Source organism: Moorena sp. SIO3E8 (genome assembly GCF_010692445.1).
Taxonomy (GTDB): Bacteria; Cyanobacteriota; Cyanobacteriia; order Cyanobacteriales; family Coleofasciculaceae; genus Moorena; species Moorena bouillonii.
On record NZ_JAAHHM010000038.1, the window covers coordinates 23,014 to 38,780 of the forward strand.

Annotated in this window: 17 protein-coding genes; 5 read left to right on the forward strand and 12 right to left on the reverse strand. The window is 43.2% G+C overall.

Annotated elements, in window-relative coordinates:
• The first annotated feature begins 89 nt into the window (after window positions 1-89).
• Window positions 90-1,130, forward strand: coding sequence for a phosphoribosylformylglycinamidine cyclo-ligase (gene purM / locus F6K46_RS17735; RefSeq protein WP_293042234.1), 1,041 nt, complete (start codon window positions 90-92; stop codon window positions 1,128-1,130).
• Window positions 1,131-1,183: 53 nt separating this feature from the next.
• Here purM and F6K46_RS17740 read toward each other — a convergent pair whose 3' ends face one another.
• From F6K46_RS17740 to F6K46_RS17760, 5 genes are all read right to left on the reverse strand, one after another.
• Window positions 1,184-2,824 (reverse strand): hypothetical protein, encoded by a 1,641-nt coding sequence (locus tag F6K46_RS17740; RefSeq protein WP_293059201.1) that lies wholly within the window; start codon window positions 2,822-2,824, stop codon window positions 1,184-1,186.
• 378 nt (window positions 2,825-3,202) lie between these two features.
• On the reverse strand, window positions 3,203-4,120 hold the full coding sequence (locus F6K46_RS17745) for an NAD(+) kinase (protein WP_293059309.1): 918 nt from the start codon (window positions 4,118-4,120) through the stop codon (window positions 3,203-3,205).
• Window positions 4,121-4,332: 212 nt separating this feature from the next.
• Window positions 4,333-5,310 (reverse strand): SDR family oxidoreductase, encoded by a 978-nt coding sequence (locus tag F6K46_RS17750; RefSeq protein WP_293059204.1) that lies wholly within the window; start codon window positions 5,308-5,310, stop codon window positions 4,333-4,335.
• A 222-nt stretch (window positions 5,311-5,532) separates the two neighbouring features.
• A complete protein-coding gene (locus tag F6K46_RS17755; protein ID WP_063747919.1) occupies window positions 5,533-5,637 on the reverse strand; it encodes a PetM family cytochrome b6-f complex subunit 7 in 105 nt (34 codons plus the stop codon).
• Window positions 5,638-5,743: 106 nt separating this feature from the next.
• Entirely contained in the window at window positions 5,744-5,881 is a 138-nt protein-coding gene (locus F6K46_RS17760) for a hypothetical protein (RefSeq protein ID WP_293059207.1), read from the reverse strand.
• 403 nt (window positions 5,882-6,284) lie between these two features.
• Here F6K46_RS17760 and pdxA point away from each other — a divergent pair, with 403 nt between their 5' ends.
• On the forward strand, window positions 6,285-7,385 hold the full coding sequence (gene pdxA, locus F6K46_RS17765) for a 4-hydroxythreonine-4-phosphate dehydrogenase PdxA (RefSeq protein WP_293059210.1): 1,101 nt from the start codon (window positions 6,285-6,287) through the stop codon (window positions 7,383-7,385).
• A gap of 21 nt (window positions 7,386-7,406) precedes the next feature.
• On the opposite strand, the gene F6K46_RS17770 is transcribed toward pdxA, so the two are convergent.
• Entirely contained in the window at window positions 7,407-7,781 is a 375-nt protein-coding gene (locus F6K46_RS17770; protein WP_293059213.1) for a hypothetical protein, read from the reverse strand.
• A 369-nt stretch (window positions 7,782-8,150) separates the two neighbouring features.
• On the opposite strand from F6K46_RS17770, the gene msrP reads away from it, so the two are divergent.
• A complete protein-coding gene (gene msrP / locus F6K46_RS17775) occupies window positions 8,151-9,137 on the forward strand; it encodes a protein-methionine-sulfoxide reductase catalytic subunit MsrP (protein ID WP_293059215.1) in 987 nt (328 codons plus the stop codon).
• Window positions 9,138-9,310: 173 nt separating this feature from the next.
• On the opposite strand, the gene F6K46_RS17780 is transcribed toward msrP, so the two are convergent.
• Window positions 9,311-9,937: a methyltransferase domain-containing protein gene (locus F6K46_RS17780; RefSeq protein ID WP_293059218.1), complete on the reverse strand. Its 627-nt coding sequence runs from the start codon at window positions 9,935-9,937 to the stop codon at window positions 9,311-9,313.
• A gap of 107 nt (window positions 9,938-10,044) precedes the next feature.
• Here F6K46_RS17780 and hemH point away from each other — a divergent pair, with 107 nt between their 5' ends.
• Window positions 10,045-11,208 carry a ferrochelatase gene (gene hemH, locus F6K46_RS17785; RefSeq protein ID WP_293059221.1) on the forward strand — a complete coding sequence of 388 codons (1,164 nt, stop codon included), beginning with the start codon at window positions 10,045-10,047 and terminating at the stop codon, window positions 11,206-11,208.
• Between the two features lie 128 nt (window positions 11,209-11,336).
• Here hemH and F6K46_RS17790 read toward each other — a convergent pair whose 3' ends face one another.
• The 4 genes from F6K46_RS17790 to F6K46_RS17805 form a co-directional block, all read right to left on the reverse strand.
• Window positions 11,337-11,831: a DUF427 domain-containing protein gene (locus tag F6K46_RS17790; protein WP_293059224.1), complete on the reverse strand. Its 495-nt coding sequence runs from the start codon at window positions 11,829-11,831 to the stop codon at window positions 11,337-11,339.
• Between the two features lie 264 nt (window positions 11,832-12,095).
• Window positions 12,096-12,929, reverse strand: a complete 834-nt coding sequence (locus tag F6K46_RS17795; protein ID WP_293059227.1) for a class I SAM-dependent methyltransferase — start codon at window positions 12,927-12,929, stop codon at window positions 12,096-12,098.
• A 287-nt stretch (window positions 12,930-13,216) separates the two neighbouring features.
• Window positions 13,217-13,594: a hypothetical protein gene (locus tag F6K46_RS17800; RefSeq protein WP_293059230.1), complete on the reverse strand. Its 378-nt coding sequence runs from the start codon at window positions 13,592-13,594 to the stop codon at window positions 13,217-13,219.
• Between the two features lie 150 nt (window positions 13,595-13,744).
• Window positions 13,745-14,152 (reverse strand): hypothetical protein, encoded by a 408-nt coding sequence (locus F6K46_RS17805; RefSeq protein ID WP_293059233.1) that lies wholly within the window; start codon window positions 14,150-14,152, stop codon window positions 13,745-13,747.
• Window positions 14,153-14,580: 428 nt separating this feature from the next.
• Between F6K46_RS17805 and F6K46_RS17810 the strand changes: the two genes are divergently transcribed.
• A complete protein-coding gene (locus F6K46_RS17810) occupies window positions 14,581-14,796 on the forward strand; it encodes a hypothetical protein (RefSeq protein WP_293059236.1) in 216 nt (71 codons plus the stop codon).
• On the opposite strand, the gene F6K46_RS17815 is transcribed toward F6K46_RS17810, so the two are convergent.
• Window positions 14,793-15,695: a hypothetical protein gene (locus tag F6K46_RS17815; protein WP_293059239.1), complete on the reverse strand. Its 903-nt coding sequence runs from the start codon at window positions 15,693-15,695 to the stop codon at window positions 14,793-14,795. The two genes, F6K46_RS17810 and F6K46_RS17815, sit on opposite strands and share 4 nt — an antisense overlap.
• Window positions 15,696-15,767: the final 72 nt, after the last annotated feature.

Below are 15,767 nucleotides of genomic sequence, written 5' to 3' on the forward strand. Positions count from 1 at the left end.
TCTGACCCTATTTGCCCCCTAGGTCTTGATCGACGCTACGCTGTAAAATACATCCTGCATTTCTAGCTCAAAAGCATTTGTGTGTTCCCATGGATTATCGAGACGCTGGTGTTGATATTGAAGCAGGTCGAGGATTTGTTAAGCAAATCCGTAGCCTGGTAAAAAGTACCCACCGTTCGGAAGTATTAGGTGGACTGGGTGGCTTTAGTGGTTGCTTTCAGCTGCCAGTGGGATATACTGAGCCAGTGTTGGTATCTGGAACTGATGGAGTTGGTACTAAACTCAAATTGGCTCAAGACCTTAACCGCCATGACACCGTTGGCATTGATTTGGTAGCCATGTGCGTCAACGATGTCTTGACTGTTGGTGCGGAACCCCTGTTTTTCTTGGATTATTTAGCAACTGGCAAGCTCAACCAACAACAACTGACTCAGGTTGTTGCCGGTATTGCCCAAGGTTGTCGTCTGGCTGGCTGTGCTTTACTAGGAGGGGAAACTGCAGAAATGCCTGGTTTCTACGAACTTGCCGAGTATGACCTAGCCGGATTTTGTGTAGGAATTGTGGAAAAGAGCCGCATGTTGGACGGTTCCCAAGTCCAAATTGGAGATGTGGCAATTGGTTTGGCCAGTCAGGGCGTCCACAGCAATGGTTTTAGTCTGATTCGGAAAATTGTTCAGGATTCCCCAGACAACGCTCTTTCCTGGGATATAACTCCGGAATTGTTAGCTGGTAAAAGCTTAGGGGAGGAATTGTTGACACCAACACAGATTTACGTGAAACCTGTGCTTGATGCTCGTAGGGCTGGTATCGAGATTCACGGTATGGCTCACATTACCGGCGGCGGTATCCCAGAAAACCTCCCTCGTTGCCTGGGTGCTGGACAATCCGTCCAGATTTATCCCAACAGCTGGGTGATTCCACCAATTTTTCAGTGGCTAGCTCACACAGGTCAGGTTAGTCCTCAGGCAATGTTTGATACCTATAATATGGGGATTGGTTTTGTGCTGATTGTTCCTCAACAGCAGGTTGAGGAAACCCTAACATCGTTTAATTCACAGCAGGTAAATGCATGTAAAATTGGTGAAGTAATCCCAGGGGATGGTGGTGTTGTTGGTCTACTTATCCCGTGATCGGATCAGGCTTCTGGGTAAGTAGCCTATCAATCATTCTCTCAATCAGAAGCTCAGAAGGGAGGCTCAGTTATTGAGGGTTCTGCCTTGAGGATTGCTATTCCCAAATCTGTAGTGGACAGCGATCGCGCTTCAAACAATGCCATCATGTCACGAGGCTTGGGATTACCCCGAGATGCTCCTGCTAGACCTCTGGCAATAACTAAACCACAATATCCCTGATTTTCACAACCCTCCTCCCACTGCTGGCGGGCAGCAGCATGGTTGGTATCGGTTTCAGAAAACTCTCCTAACAAATAAAGACTGCTGTTTTCTGTTTGGATAATGCCGAGGTCGTAGCGTGTGCCTTCAAAGGGGTCTTCCCCTGAATTAAAGCAAATCCCTTTGAGTCCACCAGCGGTCTCGATCTGTTCTATCAACACTTGTGCCTTTGGTCGGGTGGTTTGAATCAAAATAACTGGCATGCCTTCCCCGATTGCTTTGATATTCTGAGACTGATAGGATTTGACACCAGAGCGAATAGATTCTATTGCGTCCCAAGACATCATGCCCAGCTTTAGGAAAGCATCCTTTGGCACAAGGTCATCCCGTAAGGGTATGGTCATCGACTCTGAATCGAAATCATCTTCCTCCGACTCAAGTGCCATCTCTAACAACTCATCCGCTAGGTCAGGATGGGTGTTAACTTTAACGCTAACAGTAGATTTTGGTTCTAGGGGTACCGGAATGCGGTAACGCTTACCAATCTTCGGTAAGTTTTCGTCATCTAATTGCTCATGGTAATCGTGAACAAATCTCTGAATCCCTTCTAGGGCAACATAAATTGCGATCGCTTCTTCTTCATAAAGATAAGGTCGCATTCCTTCCAAGGGATGGACTGTACCAAACCCAGGTACAATCTCTGATACTGGAAAATCAGCTAAATCTATATCATCCTCTTCATCCTCATCTTCGGTATCATCACCAAACCGCCCAAAAGTTAAAAACAAACAATCTTGCCCTAAGAAAGCTTGTTCCATCTTTTCCCACGAGTCATCTGCCAGCACTGATGATCGGAACCGTTTCAGGGAATCCCAGGAGCGATATAGTAATACGCCGTACTCCATACCCAGCATACCCATTACTGAGACGTATAGGGTTTCCACATCCCAGCGATTTAATTCAATCGAGATAATCTGATGATCAGCCACTACTTCCCAAGCAGCTTCATGCCAAATTTCATAGGCTTTTTCTATAAGTAGGTCGGCATACTTAGGTGGTAGCTGGGGTTGTCGAGTAGCCGCCATTTCCTCAAATCCCCGAAACAGTTCGTCAATCAAGGGTAAATTGGGTACATAATCAATGCCAATGTCTAACCCTTGAAGGACACCTCGCAAAAAGAACTGAATTTCTCGGTTACGAACAACAATCTTTGAGGGTCGTGCTGGTCTGGCGGGGCTTTGGGGATGTTCCATGGCTTGCATAAGGGCACGAACAATCGCTTCTGGTCCCATGGTTGGTGATACTAAATCCATTGCCCTGACAATGCCTTCCGAGCCATCCACCCAAAGAATGCAATCATTATGACCCTCACCATCCGGCTGTTGATGATTGTTACCAATAACTGACAGGGGACGGCGGTCTCCCTCCCACACACTGGAAGTCTGTTGTAATTTATTGAGCCGACGACGAGTATTGCGATTCAAAGCAGACATAGAATAGTTTGGGTTGATTGCCTAAGTACCGACCGTGAATAGCCAGTTGCTGGTGGATACTCCTATCTTACCGGGGCAAAGGTTGCACAAGCCCCCCTGATCCAAAGTTGCGTTTCACCGATTAAATATTATGGATATCGGACACCACCACACACCACCAGAAACTACCAGATCGAGAGTCATGGTGCTAGGTTATGAATACAACTTTCGAGCAACACGTTCAGGAAACCCCTATGGTTAGTTGATTCGAGCTAATCATGTTTCTCTTAACCAACAGGCAGCAATCACCTTTTTTGACACTTCTGCCTAACTCCCCTTGACCCTTGCTAGGCTGTTTAATTCTTAATTTAGACTGAGGAGCTTACAGGAACAATAGCCCTAAGGCAACTCCACAGAGGTCGGTTTAGCAATGTGTGGCAATCCCCACCCCAACTTTTCTCGCAAAACCCTGAAAAACTCCGGTGCTTGCAAACGGATAAATCGAGCGGAGTAAGGCGATCGCTTAACTTTTATTTTATCTTCTGGTATTACGTAGCAACCACCATTGCCATCAACTACCATCACCATCGAATTGGGAGTAGCGGGAAAAATGGTTAATTGCTCTGTGTCGGCAAAGACTAATGCCCGAGATGCCAAAGAATGGGGACAGATGGGCAAAAGTTGCAACACCGGCACCTCAGGAGTTAATACTGGCCCTCCAGCACTTAGAGAATAGGCAGTAGAGCCAGTGGGTGTTGATACTATTATACCATCAGCTGCAATATCCACTGGTGCGTGATGTCCTATTTGTACCTCAAAATGGCACATACTCGTCAACGGTTCCCGGTGCAATACCATTTCATTTAAACAAAGTGCCTCCCACCAAATCCTCTCATCTCGCAGGATCTGCACAGAAAGCATCGACCGTTGTTCTATAACATACTCTTGTGCCATGACCTGTTCCAAGACAGAAGGCAACTGATTCACATAGGTCTCTGTTAAGAAACCCATGTGACCTGTATTCACGGTTAGCACAGGGATCCCTTGGGGAGCCACTTGGCGAAAAGCCGCTAGTACTGTACCATCTCCCCCCAATACAATTGCAAAAGCCATCTGGTCATCAAAACCAGGGGGGGCTAGTTTGTCCATCGGTGTATGACACACTGGTGATTGAGGACTCGAATAACCCAGAATTCCCCCAACCCCTGTCGCCATACACACTTCCCAACCCGCAGTCCTCAATTGGTTGTGCAACTCTTCAGCAACGCTACAAGCCATTGGTTTAAGGTCGTTGTAGATAATGCCTGCTTTTGGTATACTCACCAGTCCCCGTCTTGAATTACTTGGATTAAATTATCACCGAACATCATGGACAATTGTGATTTAATCAGGTACTGTCTTCATGCAGTCGCCCTATGGGGAGGGGCTGTGTGGTCAGGCTTGATTCCTTACCTTGTAAGCCCTGTAGAGAAAGACTTTGGCCTCACTGGCTCCCCTTTGGCTTCGCTGCATCGATTTTCCAGGAAATACTAGGATTTAGATTTGAAAGGAGTCCTCTTCTTAGACTTCTTTTTAGCTTTCTCGTAATCGATTTCTTTGAGCTTATTCATAATCCGGTTAAAGTATTCTTGCAGATATTCTTCCAAAGTTGTGGTTTGCTTGGGGTCTAGGCCAAAGACCTCGTATACCTTATCCATCGGTGCATCCAGAGGTTTACCGCTCACTAGCACTTCAGTAAAGGCAAGCCGATCTGCCACATTCCAGCCCCACTGAAAAAATCTCACGAATCGCCGCACACCCCGCAAAAAATTTATTGGGAGTCGGGCTATTTTAGCATCTTTACCGGACAACCGCTCACACAGATTAATGATTTCGTAGGTACTAAAGGCTCTGGTTCCCACAACCGGGAATGTCTGATTTACTGTTTCTGGAACTTCCAGAGCACGAATGCCAAACTTAGCAATATCCTGGGTGTTCATATAGGCGATGGGAGAGGTTTCTCCTGTAATCCAAACCGCCTGTCCATCCAAAATCGGGATGGCATACTGACCAATTAAGCCTTGCATAAAGCCACTTGGTTTCAAGATTGTGTGTGGCAATCCTGATTCTGCCAGAAATAGTTCTGTACAGTGCTTTATTTCCATCAGTGGGACATGAGGAAAATTCTCACTTCCCAGAATTGAGAAAAAGACATATCTTTCTATACCAGCAGCCACAGAAGCTTGAATTAGGGCAACTTTTCCTTCCCAGTCTACCTGTCTGATGGTCAGAGAATCTGTTGGTCTCGATGTTGCCGCATCAATGACAGCTGTGATCCCTTCCAGGGCTTTTGGCAGGGTTTCTGGAACACAGAGGTCTCCTTGTACTAGTTCTGCTCCCCATTCTTTTAGGAAAGAGGCTTTTCGTGGACTGCGTACAAGACAGCGTACCTGATGATCCTCGTCCAGTGCACGACGAACCACCTGTCTTCCTAAGGTGCCAGTTGCACCGACGACCAACAAGTTCATTATAGTAATTTTAGTAAGGAATCTTTAAGTTTCTATAAGATTCTATCAGAAATTTTGTCGATCTCTCATGTTTCTGGTATTCAATAGGCTTTGCCCACGGTGAGGGGTGTGGGAGAATGGGTTGAGGCGTTAGACAGCATCAGTCATGGATTTGGAAAAAAACTGTGAAAGAATTCTTGACCAAACCCCACAGCCGTTACCCCATAACCCATTCACTAGAAACTATTCTGACACTCCCTGGATTTTGAGTAATAAGAAGCCTAAGCCCAAACCCACAAGAATCAAGGTGAAGGACAAAAACGCTGCATTGAAAATTTCTGTACCCATTAGTTTTATGATCTCCTATGTACTTTTGTTACAAGGTATCATGACTAGGGTGCCAGAATATAGCAATCCTATGGAAATCCTGAGCAAGACTATTTCAGCAAAGGGGTTAGGGTACGGGAGTCTTCAGGAATGATGTCAGACTTTTGACACTCCCCGCCCTTGAAGGACGTGGATTCTTAGTTCTACGACACGCCTTGTCTTGATGCAGTCGCTCATGGGGGAAACCCCCAAGACCGCGCTGCATCGCTAAAATTAGCTATCCTGAAAGGCAATATTTAAGCCAAGTATCCGTTCCAAACAACCAAATGCTGAGCCTAATTTAACTAACCCCAGTGGGCTTGTCTCCCTAAGCGTTTAACTACGTTCCCGTGTGCCCCACGGTACGCTAATTATTGAAAGTTGACTTTACTGGTTTGTCGGTATCCGCAACGGATCCATGCGTTTTTTCGAGGTTTTTCGCGCCTCGTGTACTAGCATCGCTTTACGTCGTTGGGAAGCTTGGCAGTACCGACGAATCCTGCCTGTGCTAGGCTATACTGTCATTATACATCATCTCTGGAAAAGTCGCCCGCTTATGGGCACCTCAAGTAGCGTGGCCAAAGGCCAGGCTTGAGACCCACTTTTTTTGGTCAACAAACCATCAGAAAATGTCTTTGACAGGAAAACTTAACTCACCACCAAGGCGTCCTCGGTTAGCGGTGACCTTGGGAGATCCGGCAGGCATTGGACCAGAAGTTGTCCTCAAGGCATTGGCAGATTCCCAAGTCACTAGCAATTGTGAGATAACGGTGATTGGCAGTCGGTACCTCTTGAATGGGGCTTACACCCAGCTACGTCAGCAGGGGATTGAAGATGTAGCTACTTTAGCTTCCCCAGAGACATTATCAATAATTGACATTGAGTTGGATTATGGACAACGGCCTCAAATCACCCCAGGTGTTGGTAATGCGGCTAGTGGTGCTCTTAGTTTTGTGTATCTCGAAAATGCGATCGCACTCACCCAACGTGGTCAGTTTGATGGTATTGTGACCGCACCCATTGCCAAGTCTCTCTGGAAAGCGGCAGGACATGATTATCCTGGTCAAACTGAAGTGCTAGCCCAGTATTCTGGTGTCAAACAATTTGGGATGCTGTTCGTAGCGCGATCGCCCCATAGTGGTTGGGTACTACGTACACTTTTAGCTACCACACATATTCCTTTAAGTCAAGTACCAAATACCTTAACGCCAGAATTGATGGCGAGTAAACTAGACTTACTGATCGCCTGTTTGGCTAGTGATTTTGGCATCAAGACACCTCGAATCGCGATTTCTGGCTTAAATCCTCATAGTGGTGAGCAGGGTCAGCTAGGTTGTGAAGAACAAGATTGGTTGATTCCCTGGCTAGAGCAAGAGCGCCAGCAACGCCCGACTATCCAATTAGATGGACCAGTACCTCCTGACACGCTTTGGGTAAAACCTGGTCAGGCTTGGTACGGCAACCATCAGCAGTACGCTCATGATGCTTATGATGCTTATTTGGCACTTTATCATGACCAGGGCTTAATTCCTGTCAAACTTATGGCATTTGACCGAGCGATCAATACTACCATCGGTTTACCGTTTGTGCGCACTTCTCCTGATCATGGCACAGCGTTTGATATTGCTGGTCTTGGCATTGCTAACGCTACTAGCATGAAGGCTGCAATTAGCCTGGCTACTGAACTGGTGAACCAGAGGTTGAGTAACCGTTTAGCTATCAGTGGTTAGAACTTGCCTTGTACTCAACCTTTACTCTCTAAGTGGAACCGCCAACTGGACTTTTTGAGTATTGCGAGTAGTTGAGGATTGAGGAAACACATTAAGTTCTTCCTGCTGGATGACATCCCCAAAAACTATGTCTACATTGTCCCTTGAGCCAACCTTGAACTTAGGCTGTAAATTGTTACCTAAGTCTTCCGTTTCCTCCAGCTCTAGTGATGTTGGGAAAAAGGTGCCATAATCGTCTGAGACCGTGCGACCATTAACTTGGCGGAGGGTGTCACCAGACAGGGTTACTGAACCGCTTGGCTCACTAGACTGCGCTCCTGACTGAGCATAAGCAAGAGGTACCAATCCCACAGCTATCCAGCCGATTCCTACTATAACTAGTGTTTTACGGATCATCAGCTTTCTCCTGGTTTTTTTATTTACCTTATTTTATTTATTTATTTTTATTTTAGTAGTCATGACATTAATCTGGCATCAGAATACATCCTTAGAAAAAAAATAAGCGGTAGTAATTTTAACTATAACTTTGTACAAGCATAACTTAAGCTATCAGCTATCAGCTATCAGCTTTTCAATAAAAGAGGTAAGCTTTGGCCTTGGCCTATGGTCACGCTACGCGGATGATAGCTGAATGCTTACCTTAAGGTTTTAACCCACGCTATCAGTCAAGGCACTACTTGAAAAGCTACCCTTGCCAGCTATAAGCTCGACTAGCCTGTTTAGGCTGACTGCTAAAAGCTCACCGTCAACAATATCACTTACTTTATGACCATCATTCGTGTACCAAAGTCCTGGGAACTGCCAGAGCAACAAGTCACCTCAGAAACGGCTTATTTTAACCGACGTCGCTTTATCAAAAATTTAGTTGGTGCCAGCCTAGGCACTGGAATGCTATCAATTCTTGGTTGTCAAGGTTCCTCTGCCTCAGACAAAGCTCTTTGGGAAACCCTAAATCAACCCAAGTTCAAATCCTTAGCAACCAATCCAGCTTTTGCCAGTGTTGACAGACCCATCACTGATCAGGATCTCGCTGGACAGTACAACAATTTTTATGAATTTGGCGGCAGTAAATCGATCTGGCCAGCAGCCCAAAATTTACCAACCAAAGACTGGAAGGTAGAGGTAACCGGATTAGTCAAAAATCCCCAAACCTATGACCTAGATGATCTCCAAACTAAATTTCCGATCGAAGAGCGGATCTATCGCTTCCGCTGTGTAGAGGCGTGGTCAATGGTGCTACCCTGGATCGGATTTCCGATGAAAGCGCTGATGACAGCAGTAGAACCTACTTCAGAGGCTAAATTTGTCCGATTTACCTCCTACTATGACCGCAAAATTACTACTGGTCCAGGCATACACCTTGGTTCCTTACCTTGGCCTTATACGGAAGGTTTACGTGTTGAGGAAATGGCTAACGAACTAGCATTTTTTGCTATTGGTATTTATGGTCATCTATTACCCAAGCAACATGGTGCTCCTATTCGCATGGTAGTGCCCTGGAAATATGGTTTTAAAGGAGCAAAATCTATAGTCAAAGTGGAGTTTTTAGCTAACCAGCCAGCTACCTACTGGAATACTATTAATTCCTATGAATATGACTTTGAGGCAAATGTTAACCCCAATAAGCCTCACCCGAGATGGTCACAAGCGACAGAAAGATTCATCAGTAGCGGTCCTAACTTATCCTGGGAAAAACGACCCACCCTACCTTACAACGGTTATGGGGAATATGTAGGTGGATTATATAGTTGAAGGTTATTTGGTTGTTAGCCTTTGGCGTTGGGTGCAGGGGAGGTTGAAGGTTAAATGTTGAAGGTTGAAGGTTGAAGGTTGAAGTTTGAAAGTGTAAAGTTGAAGGTTGAAGGTTGAAGGTTGTTCGCCTTTGGCGTTGGGTGCAGGGGAGGTTTTTTGGTTAGTGTCGGCGTTTACCCTTTCGTGACCTGAATCACCTGTAAACTACCACCTGCGTGCAAGGAGCGATCGCATACCTTAAACCCCACTTGCTCAAGCCCCTTGACCAAGTCAGTCTCTAGTAATTGCCAAGCTGTCTGGGTCTCAAATAACCACATAAATACCGCTAACCCTGGCCAAAACAAAACATTAGTTGGCTTGTGCAAATCCACCAGGGTAAACACTCCTCCTGGTTTAAGCACCCGGTGAACCTCCTGAATAATCTGCTGCAACACCTCAGGGGTCATTTCATGGAGTGCGGCGCTGGTGTGAACTAGATCAAATTGAGCATCTGGAAAGGGCATCTGTTCAGCCAAACCCTCTACATAGTTGGCTTGGGGAACATTCCGTTGTGCTCGCTCTAGGGATAGTGGAGAAATATCTAAGCCTGTGACATGCTCAGACAATTCCACCAAGAACTGGGTGGCCTGACCACTGCCGCAACAGAGATCTAGCACTTTGGTTCCTGAATGAATTGTTAAGCCCTGTAACGGTAGCTGGCGGAATCGTCTCTCTCCACCCACGCTCAAAGCCGCGATCCGGGAAATACTATCATACAGCCATTGGTACTGATAACTCCAAGCTCTAAGAACTGTTGCCACTACTCACTCCTTAGTAAAGATCTGTGTTTCTTGTTGCAAATTTAAGTTAAAAAATATATTGTTAAAATCAGTAACAAATATGAAAGTTATGGGAAGCTGTGTTAACTATGGGTCGTGTTGGGGTATTATTGCTTAATCTAGGTGGGCCAGATCAGTTAAAGGATGTTCGTCCCTTTCTATTCAACCTGTTTTCTGACCCGGAAATCATTCGCCTGCCTTTTCCGTGGCTGCAAAAACCCCTGGCTTGGCTAATCTCCACTAAGCGTGCTAAGATCTCCCAGGAGAACTACAAGCAAATTGGTGGTGGTTCCCCTCTACGGAAGATTACAGACGCCCAGGCTCAAGCCCTCCAGGAACATTTGCAAACGAAAGGGCAAGAGGTCAGTGTATATGTAGGAATGCGTTACTGGCATCCTTTCACTGAAGAAGCGATCGCAACCATCAAAGCCGATGGGATCGAACGCTTAGTTATTCTACCGCTTTATCCCCAATTTTCCATCAGCACCAGTGGTTCTAGCTTCCGTCTGCTAGAAAATCTGTGGAAAGAAGACCCAGACCTGAGCAAGGTTGAACACACAGTCATTCCCTCCTGGTACCAGCAGCCACAATACCTACAAGCCATGGCTGATTTAATTGCTCAGGAACTCGATAAGTTTTCTAATCCCGATCAAGTTCATATCTTTTTCAGTGCTCACGGTGTACCCATCAGCTATGTTACAGAAGCTGGAGACCCCTACCAGCAAGAAATTGAGGATTGCACTTCCTTAATTATGAAAACCCTCAACCGCCCCAATCCCCATACTCTGGCCTATCAAAGTCGAGTGGGTCCGGTAGAATGGCTCCAACCCTACACCGAAGATGCCTTGCAAGAACTCGGAGCTAAGAATACTCAAGATTTGCTGGTAGTCCCGATTAGTTTTGTCTCAGAACATATCGAAACCCTCCAAGAAATCGACATTGAGTATCGAGAAATAGCAGAAGAATCAGGGATTAAGCAGTTTGAGCGGGTACCAGCCCTCAATACCCATCCCCTATTTATTGAGTCTTTGACAAATTTGGTAGTTGACGCTCTCGAATCACCCAGCCGTGAACTCTCCGAGGTCATTCGTCCGCCAAAGACAGTGAAAATTTACCCTCCCGAGCGGTGGGAGTGGGGCATGACTACAGCAGCAGAAGTTTGGAATGGTCGTCTGGCTATGATTGGGTTTATTGCTTTACTGTTGGAGTTGATTAGTGGTACTGGACCGCTACATTTTGCTGGGTTGTTGTAAATTTCTTCAGGTTACAACGGAAACGGGCAAGTCGATATCTAGCAGATCTAATTGGGAGGGGGGCAAGTAATCGTCCCCCTCGACCGGTCTCAAACCTAACCCACTATCTACCCAATCTACTAACCCGTCTACCAACCCATTGTTCCTGGTCCTCCCTTGAAAGGTCCAACAATATCTTTAGTAATCCAGCCACCATAAAATTGGCCAGCCTGGGGAGTGACTAATTCATCATCTACATAGCAGGCATCCATCAGACGAGCATAAAAGCAACAATATCCCTTAATCGGGACAAAATCAGGAGTTGGATCGAAGAAACACCAAACGGCATTATTTGCCTCTTTTTCACCTACTGAAACCTTGTAATAGCAAGCCCAGCCTTTCCACTCGCAAAAAGTTTTACGAGGTGTTTCGAGCAGATGTTCAAGCTTGATGTCTTCTCGGGGGATGTAATAACTGGGAGGATGACTAGTTTCTAACACCCTCTTCGCTTGCCTGGTTTCAGCCAGAATTGTACCATTAAAAATCACCTTGATGTGCTTGCTAGTGTCTTCCCATCGGGCGGGACGGGGGTAATCCCAAACGGATTCTTGACCAGGCTGTGGAGGGATAGGGGTTGGTCTCATGACTTATCCTTGGCTTTCCTACGTAGTTTTCCAACTTAGCGTTCCTACTTAAAGTTATCCTATAAATTATTTAGACAACTTCATGGTGATCTTCTCCAGAGAATCTACAGGGGAGATAATTCCAGACTTTTTGGTAGGGGGGATCAACGTTTATAAAAAATTCTACCTCAAAACATAAATTAAAAAGTTTTTGCATATCTCTACTATGATGTTTTTAGCTATTTACCTATTGTTAATGATGTTCGTGAATGGTTAGTTATTGCATTAGTGTTTTTTAACAATTATCAATTTTGTTTTTTGCTTAAAGCTAAATTGATTAGTTTCTGGCTTAAAATAATCTACTAGTTTTTCTTTAAATAAATAAAAAACATCAACCGAACTATTAAGAATACATTTTTTTAAATAAACTTCTAGCAAATCTCGATCTTCACAATCAATTTCATGGTTATAATAAAAATCAGTTACATCATACTGTAGTTCAATTATATCTAAGGCTTTTTGTATATCTTCTGCTGTTATAAATTTTTGATAATTATTCGGTTTATCGTAATTTTTTAGATAAAAATTATATAATTGATGGTAACAAGAATCTGAACTTGCTTGACACATCAAAAAAATACCACTGGGTTTGATCAATGTCTTAATATGCTTTAGGATATCCTGAATTTTATTAATGTCTACAGTATAAAAGGAATGAATTGCCCAAATAAGATCGTAGTAGTTACTTTTTGGAATTGCTGTTTCAATAGTTTCTGTAGAAGATAAGAACCCTTGATTTGCCTGAAAGTGTTTTAATTGATTGAACACTGAACTACATTGATTCAGACTATAGTCTGAAACATCTAGCAAATCAGATGATAGCTTGAGTTCACTATCAATTTTTTTATCTAATAAATCTGGGAAAACTCCTGTTCCACAACCTATATCCAAAAGTTTTATTGTATCACTTCCAAATGAATCGATTATTTTTAAAAATCGATGACTATTAACAAGCTCTTCGTAATCTATCAAAGTAATTTTGAACCAAGAGTCTAGATCTAGATTACTTTTTTGATAGTAGTCTTGAGAAGGATTGAGATTGTCACTGTTTTGTTTCATGGCTGTTTCAGATGTAGGATATATTTTATTTGGCTCTTCCGTACTTGTTATGCTAAATTAACACTTTGCCAAAGGGAGCAGGGAGCAGGGAGCAGGGAGCAGGAGGAAGAGGCAGCTATATTGGAAAAATTTCTTGTTAAATAGCCTCATAACCCTTACATAGTCAGCTTTTTGGGGGTTTTTAACTATAAATTTAGCCTAGTAGGTACTGAAGAACCTTTTATTTTAGCTACTAACTTAAGGCGGGATGGTGGAGCGGCACACCGTCCCGTTATAATTTTACCACTTTAAGCGGATACCCTTTCTTTTTCAAGAAAAAATAAAATTATGGAGTGTGGAATCATTATTTCTCCCCCCTCTATTTTTTGCGCACAAGTGCCAAAGTAGTCTAAGAGCAGTCGCAATTGTAAGGGGGAAAAGTATGCTGTGTTGGCACCAACTATAAAATCCAGCAACTGTTTACCAACTTGAGACTCTTTGATAAAACACTCTTTAATGTTTACTGGAAACTCCATCGTTTCTTGACGAAATAAAATATTGCTTTCAATGAGTAATTTTTCTAGATACTCGGCAAACCATTTAGGTTTTATGTAAAGTCGCTGATTGATGTAGTAATAAGGTTGATTTAGTAACTTTTTTTTGGGGTTTATTCCTACAATAATCATCCCTCGTTCCCTAAGAAGTTGATAACTTTTGCGAATTGAAGGTTCAATTTCTGAAAAATAGTACAGAGAATTAATGAATAAGATAATGTCAATTTTTTGGGTAGCTTCAAATGTATCGAACCCAACTGGATAAATAGTGAAACTAAATTTTTATGATTGTTCGTCACTAACTTCACGACACCATTCTTTTAGTTTCAGGCATTCTTTTTTATTGGGATCGACACCAACAAAATGAATAGTTTTGTTTAGAGAAAGAAGCTTATTCAAAAAAGGCTTCTCAAAAATTCCGATCCCACAACCGATGCTAAGGATAGTGTAATGCTCTTGTGAAGACATCTTATCGTCTATAGCCTGAAGTGTCGCGTCAAGCATCATCTCTGTTTCCTTATTCCGACTACGATAGGTAATTTGCCCTTCCCTATATTCTTGGTCGTTGAGTTTGACTATCTGTAGTCTTGGATCTGAGAATAAGTATGCGATCGCAGATTTTTGCAGGCTCTCCAGGGTGCCTACTGAATCAGAAAAAGCATCGGTAAAACTATCATTTGTTAATGTCATCTATTTTCATTTTTCGTGATTAATCTATCTAATTTTAAGTGCATCAAGACAAGGCTCCCCCATCCTCCGGTTATGTCTTACGGGGGTTTCACCCACTCGCGCTTTGCATCAAGACGCCGTTTTTCATGTGTCAGACAACTCAACTTATAAAAATTAGTGATGAATTCATCATCTCATATTTGGTGCTTAAGTTAACTTTGTTGAAAATTATCATACTATGAATTATTTGTCAAAATAATTTAGATTAATTTTAGATTGGTTTGCCCTGCCCTCAGAATCGACAAAGTATAGCTCCCTGGGTTCGCTGTCCAAAGTCAGAGCTATTCAAAACTGGTAAAAATTATGGTACTCTTAACCGGTGCTAATTAGACCATGTCTTAATTAGTATAAATGTACTGTTTTTGGAAAACAAAATTTAAAAGAGTATTATGTCAACAACTTTTAAAGAGACCACAGAGAATTTGAGATTCAGTGAGGATCGCCTAGGAATTAACTATCTCGGGAGTGCCAACCTGCCTACTGCAACAGATGATGGCAAAGATATCATTCGAGGATTAACCCAAAGGCCGAAATCTTTGCCACCTCGTTACTTTATTAAACTAAAAACCGCTATACTTGGTTGTATTACTTGCTTTAAAACTTAAAGTTGCTCTCTAATCTTACTAAATATCCAATCGGGAATAGCATGTTCCGTGTCATATACTCGGTCATACTTTTGTTCAAGTTTTTGCCAATCAATTGAACTGTCTCCTAAAACTTCATGTTTGAATATCTCTAGGGCTTTGCCAGACAAACCTTTTTCTAAACACTTTTTCATTGCTAATCTACTTTCATCTATTTCACCAATACATTCAAAGGGTGTATGTTCAGCTAGTCCGATCATTTCTATAAAAATAGGTAGTAAGTCATCATCATCAAACAAATTGGAGCCAAAGACTGCATCTACAGATGCTGGCTCGAAGACAGCCATCAAACCTAGCCATACATAAGCACACTTTGGACATTTCTTGCACCAAGGTTTTTGAATATTACAGGAGTGGATTTTAGGCAGCACCTCGGGATATTTGGCTAGATTTTTGAAAATGCGAAAGTCATAGATGGGCTGCAAAATACTGAAATACGAAAAATTAGATAAGAGATTTGCTTGAATGAATTCATTCAACTCTTTTTCGGCTTCGTAGCCTTTGCCCCATTGATGGTTGACTTCTTTACCTAGTTTTTCCCAGAATAAATTACCAGTATTGGCACTTTTTTCATGGGCTAATGCCAAGTACTTGTATCCCTCATTCAGCATTAGAGGTAAGGATTCAAAGATAGAGACAGGAGTTTCTGGAACGGTAATTCCTGAATTATCTGGGAAATATAGCTGAAGAAAGGGATAGTCAATAAAGTCATCGTAGATAGAAATTTTATGCTTTTTAATAGGGGTGATGTGTTCTAGGACTCCCGAAATTAAATTGTGTTGGATATCGGCTTTGCCATAAACACTGTGGGAGTATTGCATGGAAGCAAAGGGAACATCTGCTTCTTGTAGCATTTTCATAGCTACAATACTATCTTTACCACCACCACAGCCTGCAAGTACGGTAGAGTTATCGCCAAATATAGAGGTGGG

What these genes read in the sequence shown, in the direction of transcription:
- purM (WP_293042234.1), top strand. Translation starts at nt 90, where the DNA reads ATGGATTATCGAGACGCTGGTGTTGATATTGAAGCAGGTCGAGGATTT.
- F6K46_RS17740 (WP_293059201.1), bottom strand. Translation starts at nt 2,824, where the DNA reads ATGTCTGCTTTGAATCGCAATACTCGTCGTCGGCTCAATAAATTACAA.
- F6K46_RS17750 (WP_293059204.1), bottom strand. Translation starts at nt 5,310, where the DNA reads ATGAACTTGTTGGTCGTCGGTGCAACTGGCACCTTAGGAAGACAGGTG.
- F6K46_RS17755 (WP_063747919.1), bottom strand. Translation starts at nt 5,637, where the DNA reads ATGGGTACAGAAATTTTCAATGCAGCGTTTTTGTCCTTCACCTTGATT.
- F6K46_RS17760 (WP_293059207.1), bottom strand. Translation starts at nt 5,881, where the DNA reads ATGCAGCGCGGTCTTGGGGGTTTCCCCCATGAGCGACTGCATCAAGAC.
- pdxA (WP_293059210.1), top strand. Translation starts at nt 6,285, where the DNA reads ATGTCTTTGACAGGAAAACTTAACTCACCACCAAGGCGTCCTCGGTTA.
- F6K46_RS17770 (WP_293059213.1), bottom strand. Translation starts at nt 7,781, where the DNA reads ATGATCCGTAAAACACTAGTTATAGTAGGAATCGGCTGGATAGCTGTG.
- msrP (WP_293059215.1), top strand. Translation starts at nt 8,151, where the DNA reads ATGACCATCATTCGTGTACCAAAGTCCTGGGAACTGCCAGAGCAACAA.
- hemH (WP_293059221.1), top strand. Translation starts at nt 10,045, where the DNA reads ATGGGTCGTGTTGGGGTATTATTGCTTAATCTAGGTGGGCCAGATCAG.
- F6K46_RS17790 (WP_293059224.1), bottom strand. Translation starts at nt 11,831, where the DNA reads ATGAGACCAACCCCTATCCCTCCACAGCCTGGTCAAGAATCCGTTTGG.
- F6K46_RS17795 (WP_293059227.1), bottom strand. Translation starts at nt 12,929, where the DNA reads ATGAAACAAAACAGTGACAATCTCAATCCTTCTCAAGACTACTATCAA.
- F6K46_RS17800 (WP_293059230.1), bottom strand. Translation starts at nt 13,594, where the DNA reads ATGATTATTGTAGGAATAAACCCCAAAAAAAAGTTACTAAATCAACCT.
- F6K46_RS17805 (WP_293059233.1), bottom strand. Translation starts at nt 14,152, where the DNA reads ATGACATTAACAAATGATAGTTTTACCGATGCTTTTTCTGATTCAGTA.
- F6K46_RS17810 (WP_293059236.1), top strand. Translation starts at nt 14,581, where the DNA reads ATGTCAACAACTTTTAAAGAGACCACAGAGAATTTGAGATTCAGTGAG.
- F6K46_RS17815 (WP_293059239.1), bottom strand. Translation starts at nt 15,695, where the DNA reads ATGAAAATGCTACAAGAAGCAGATGTTCCCTTTGCTTCCATGCAATAC.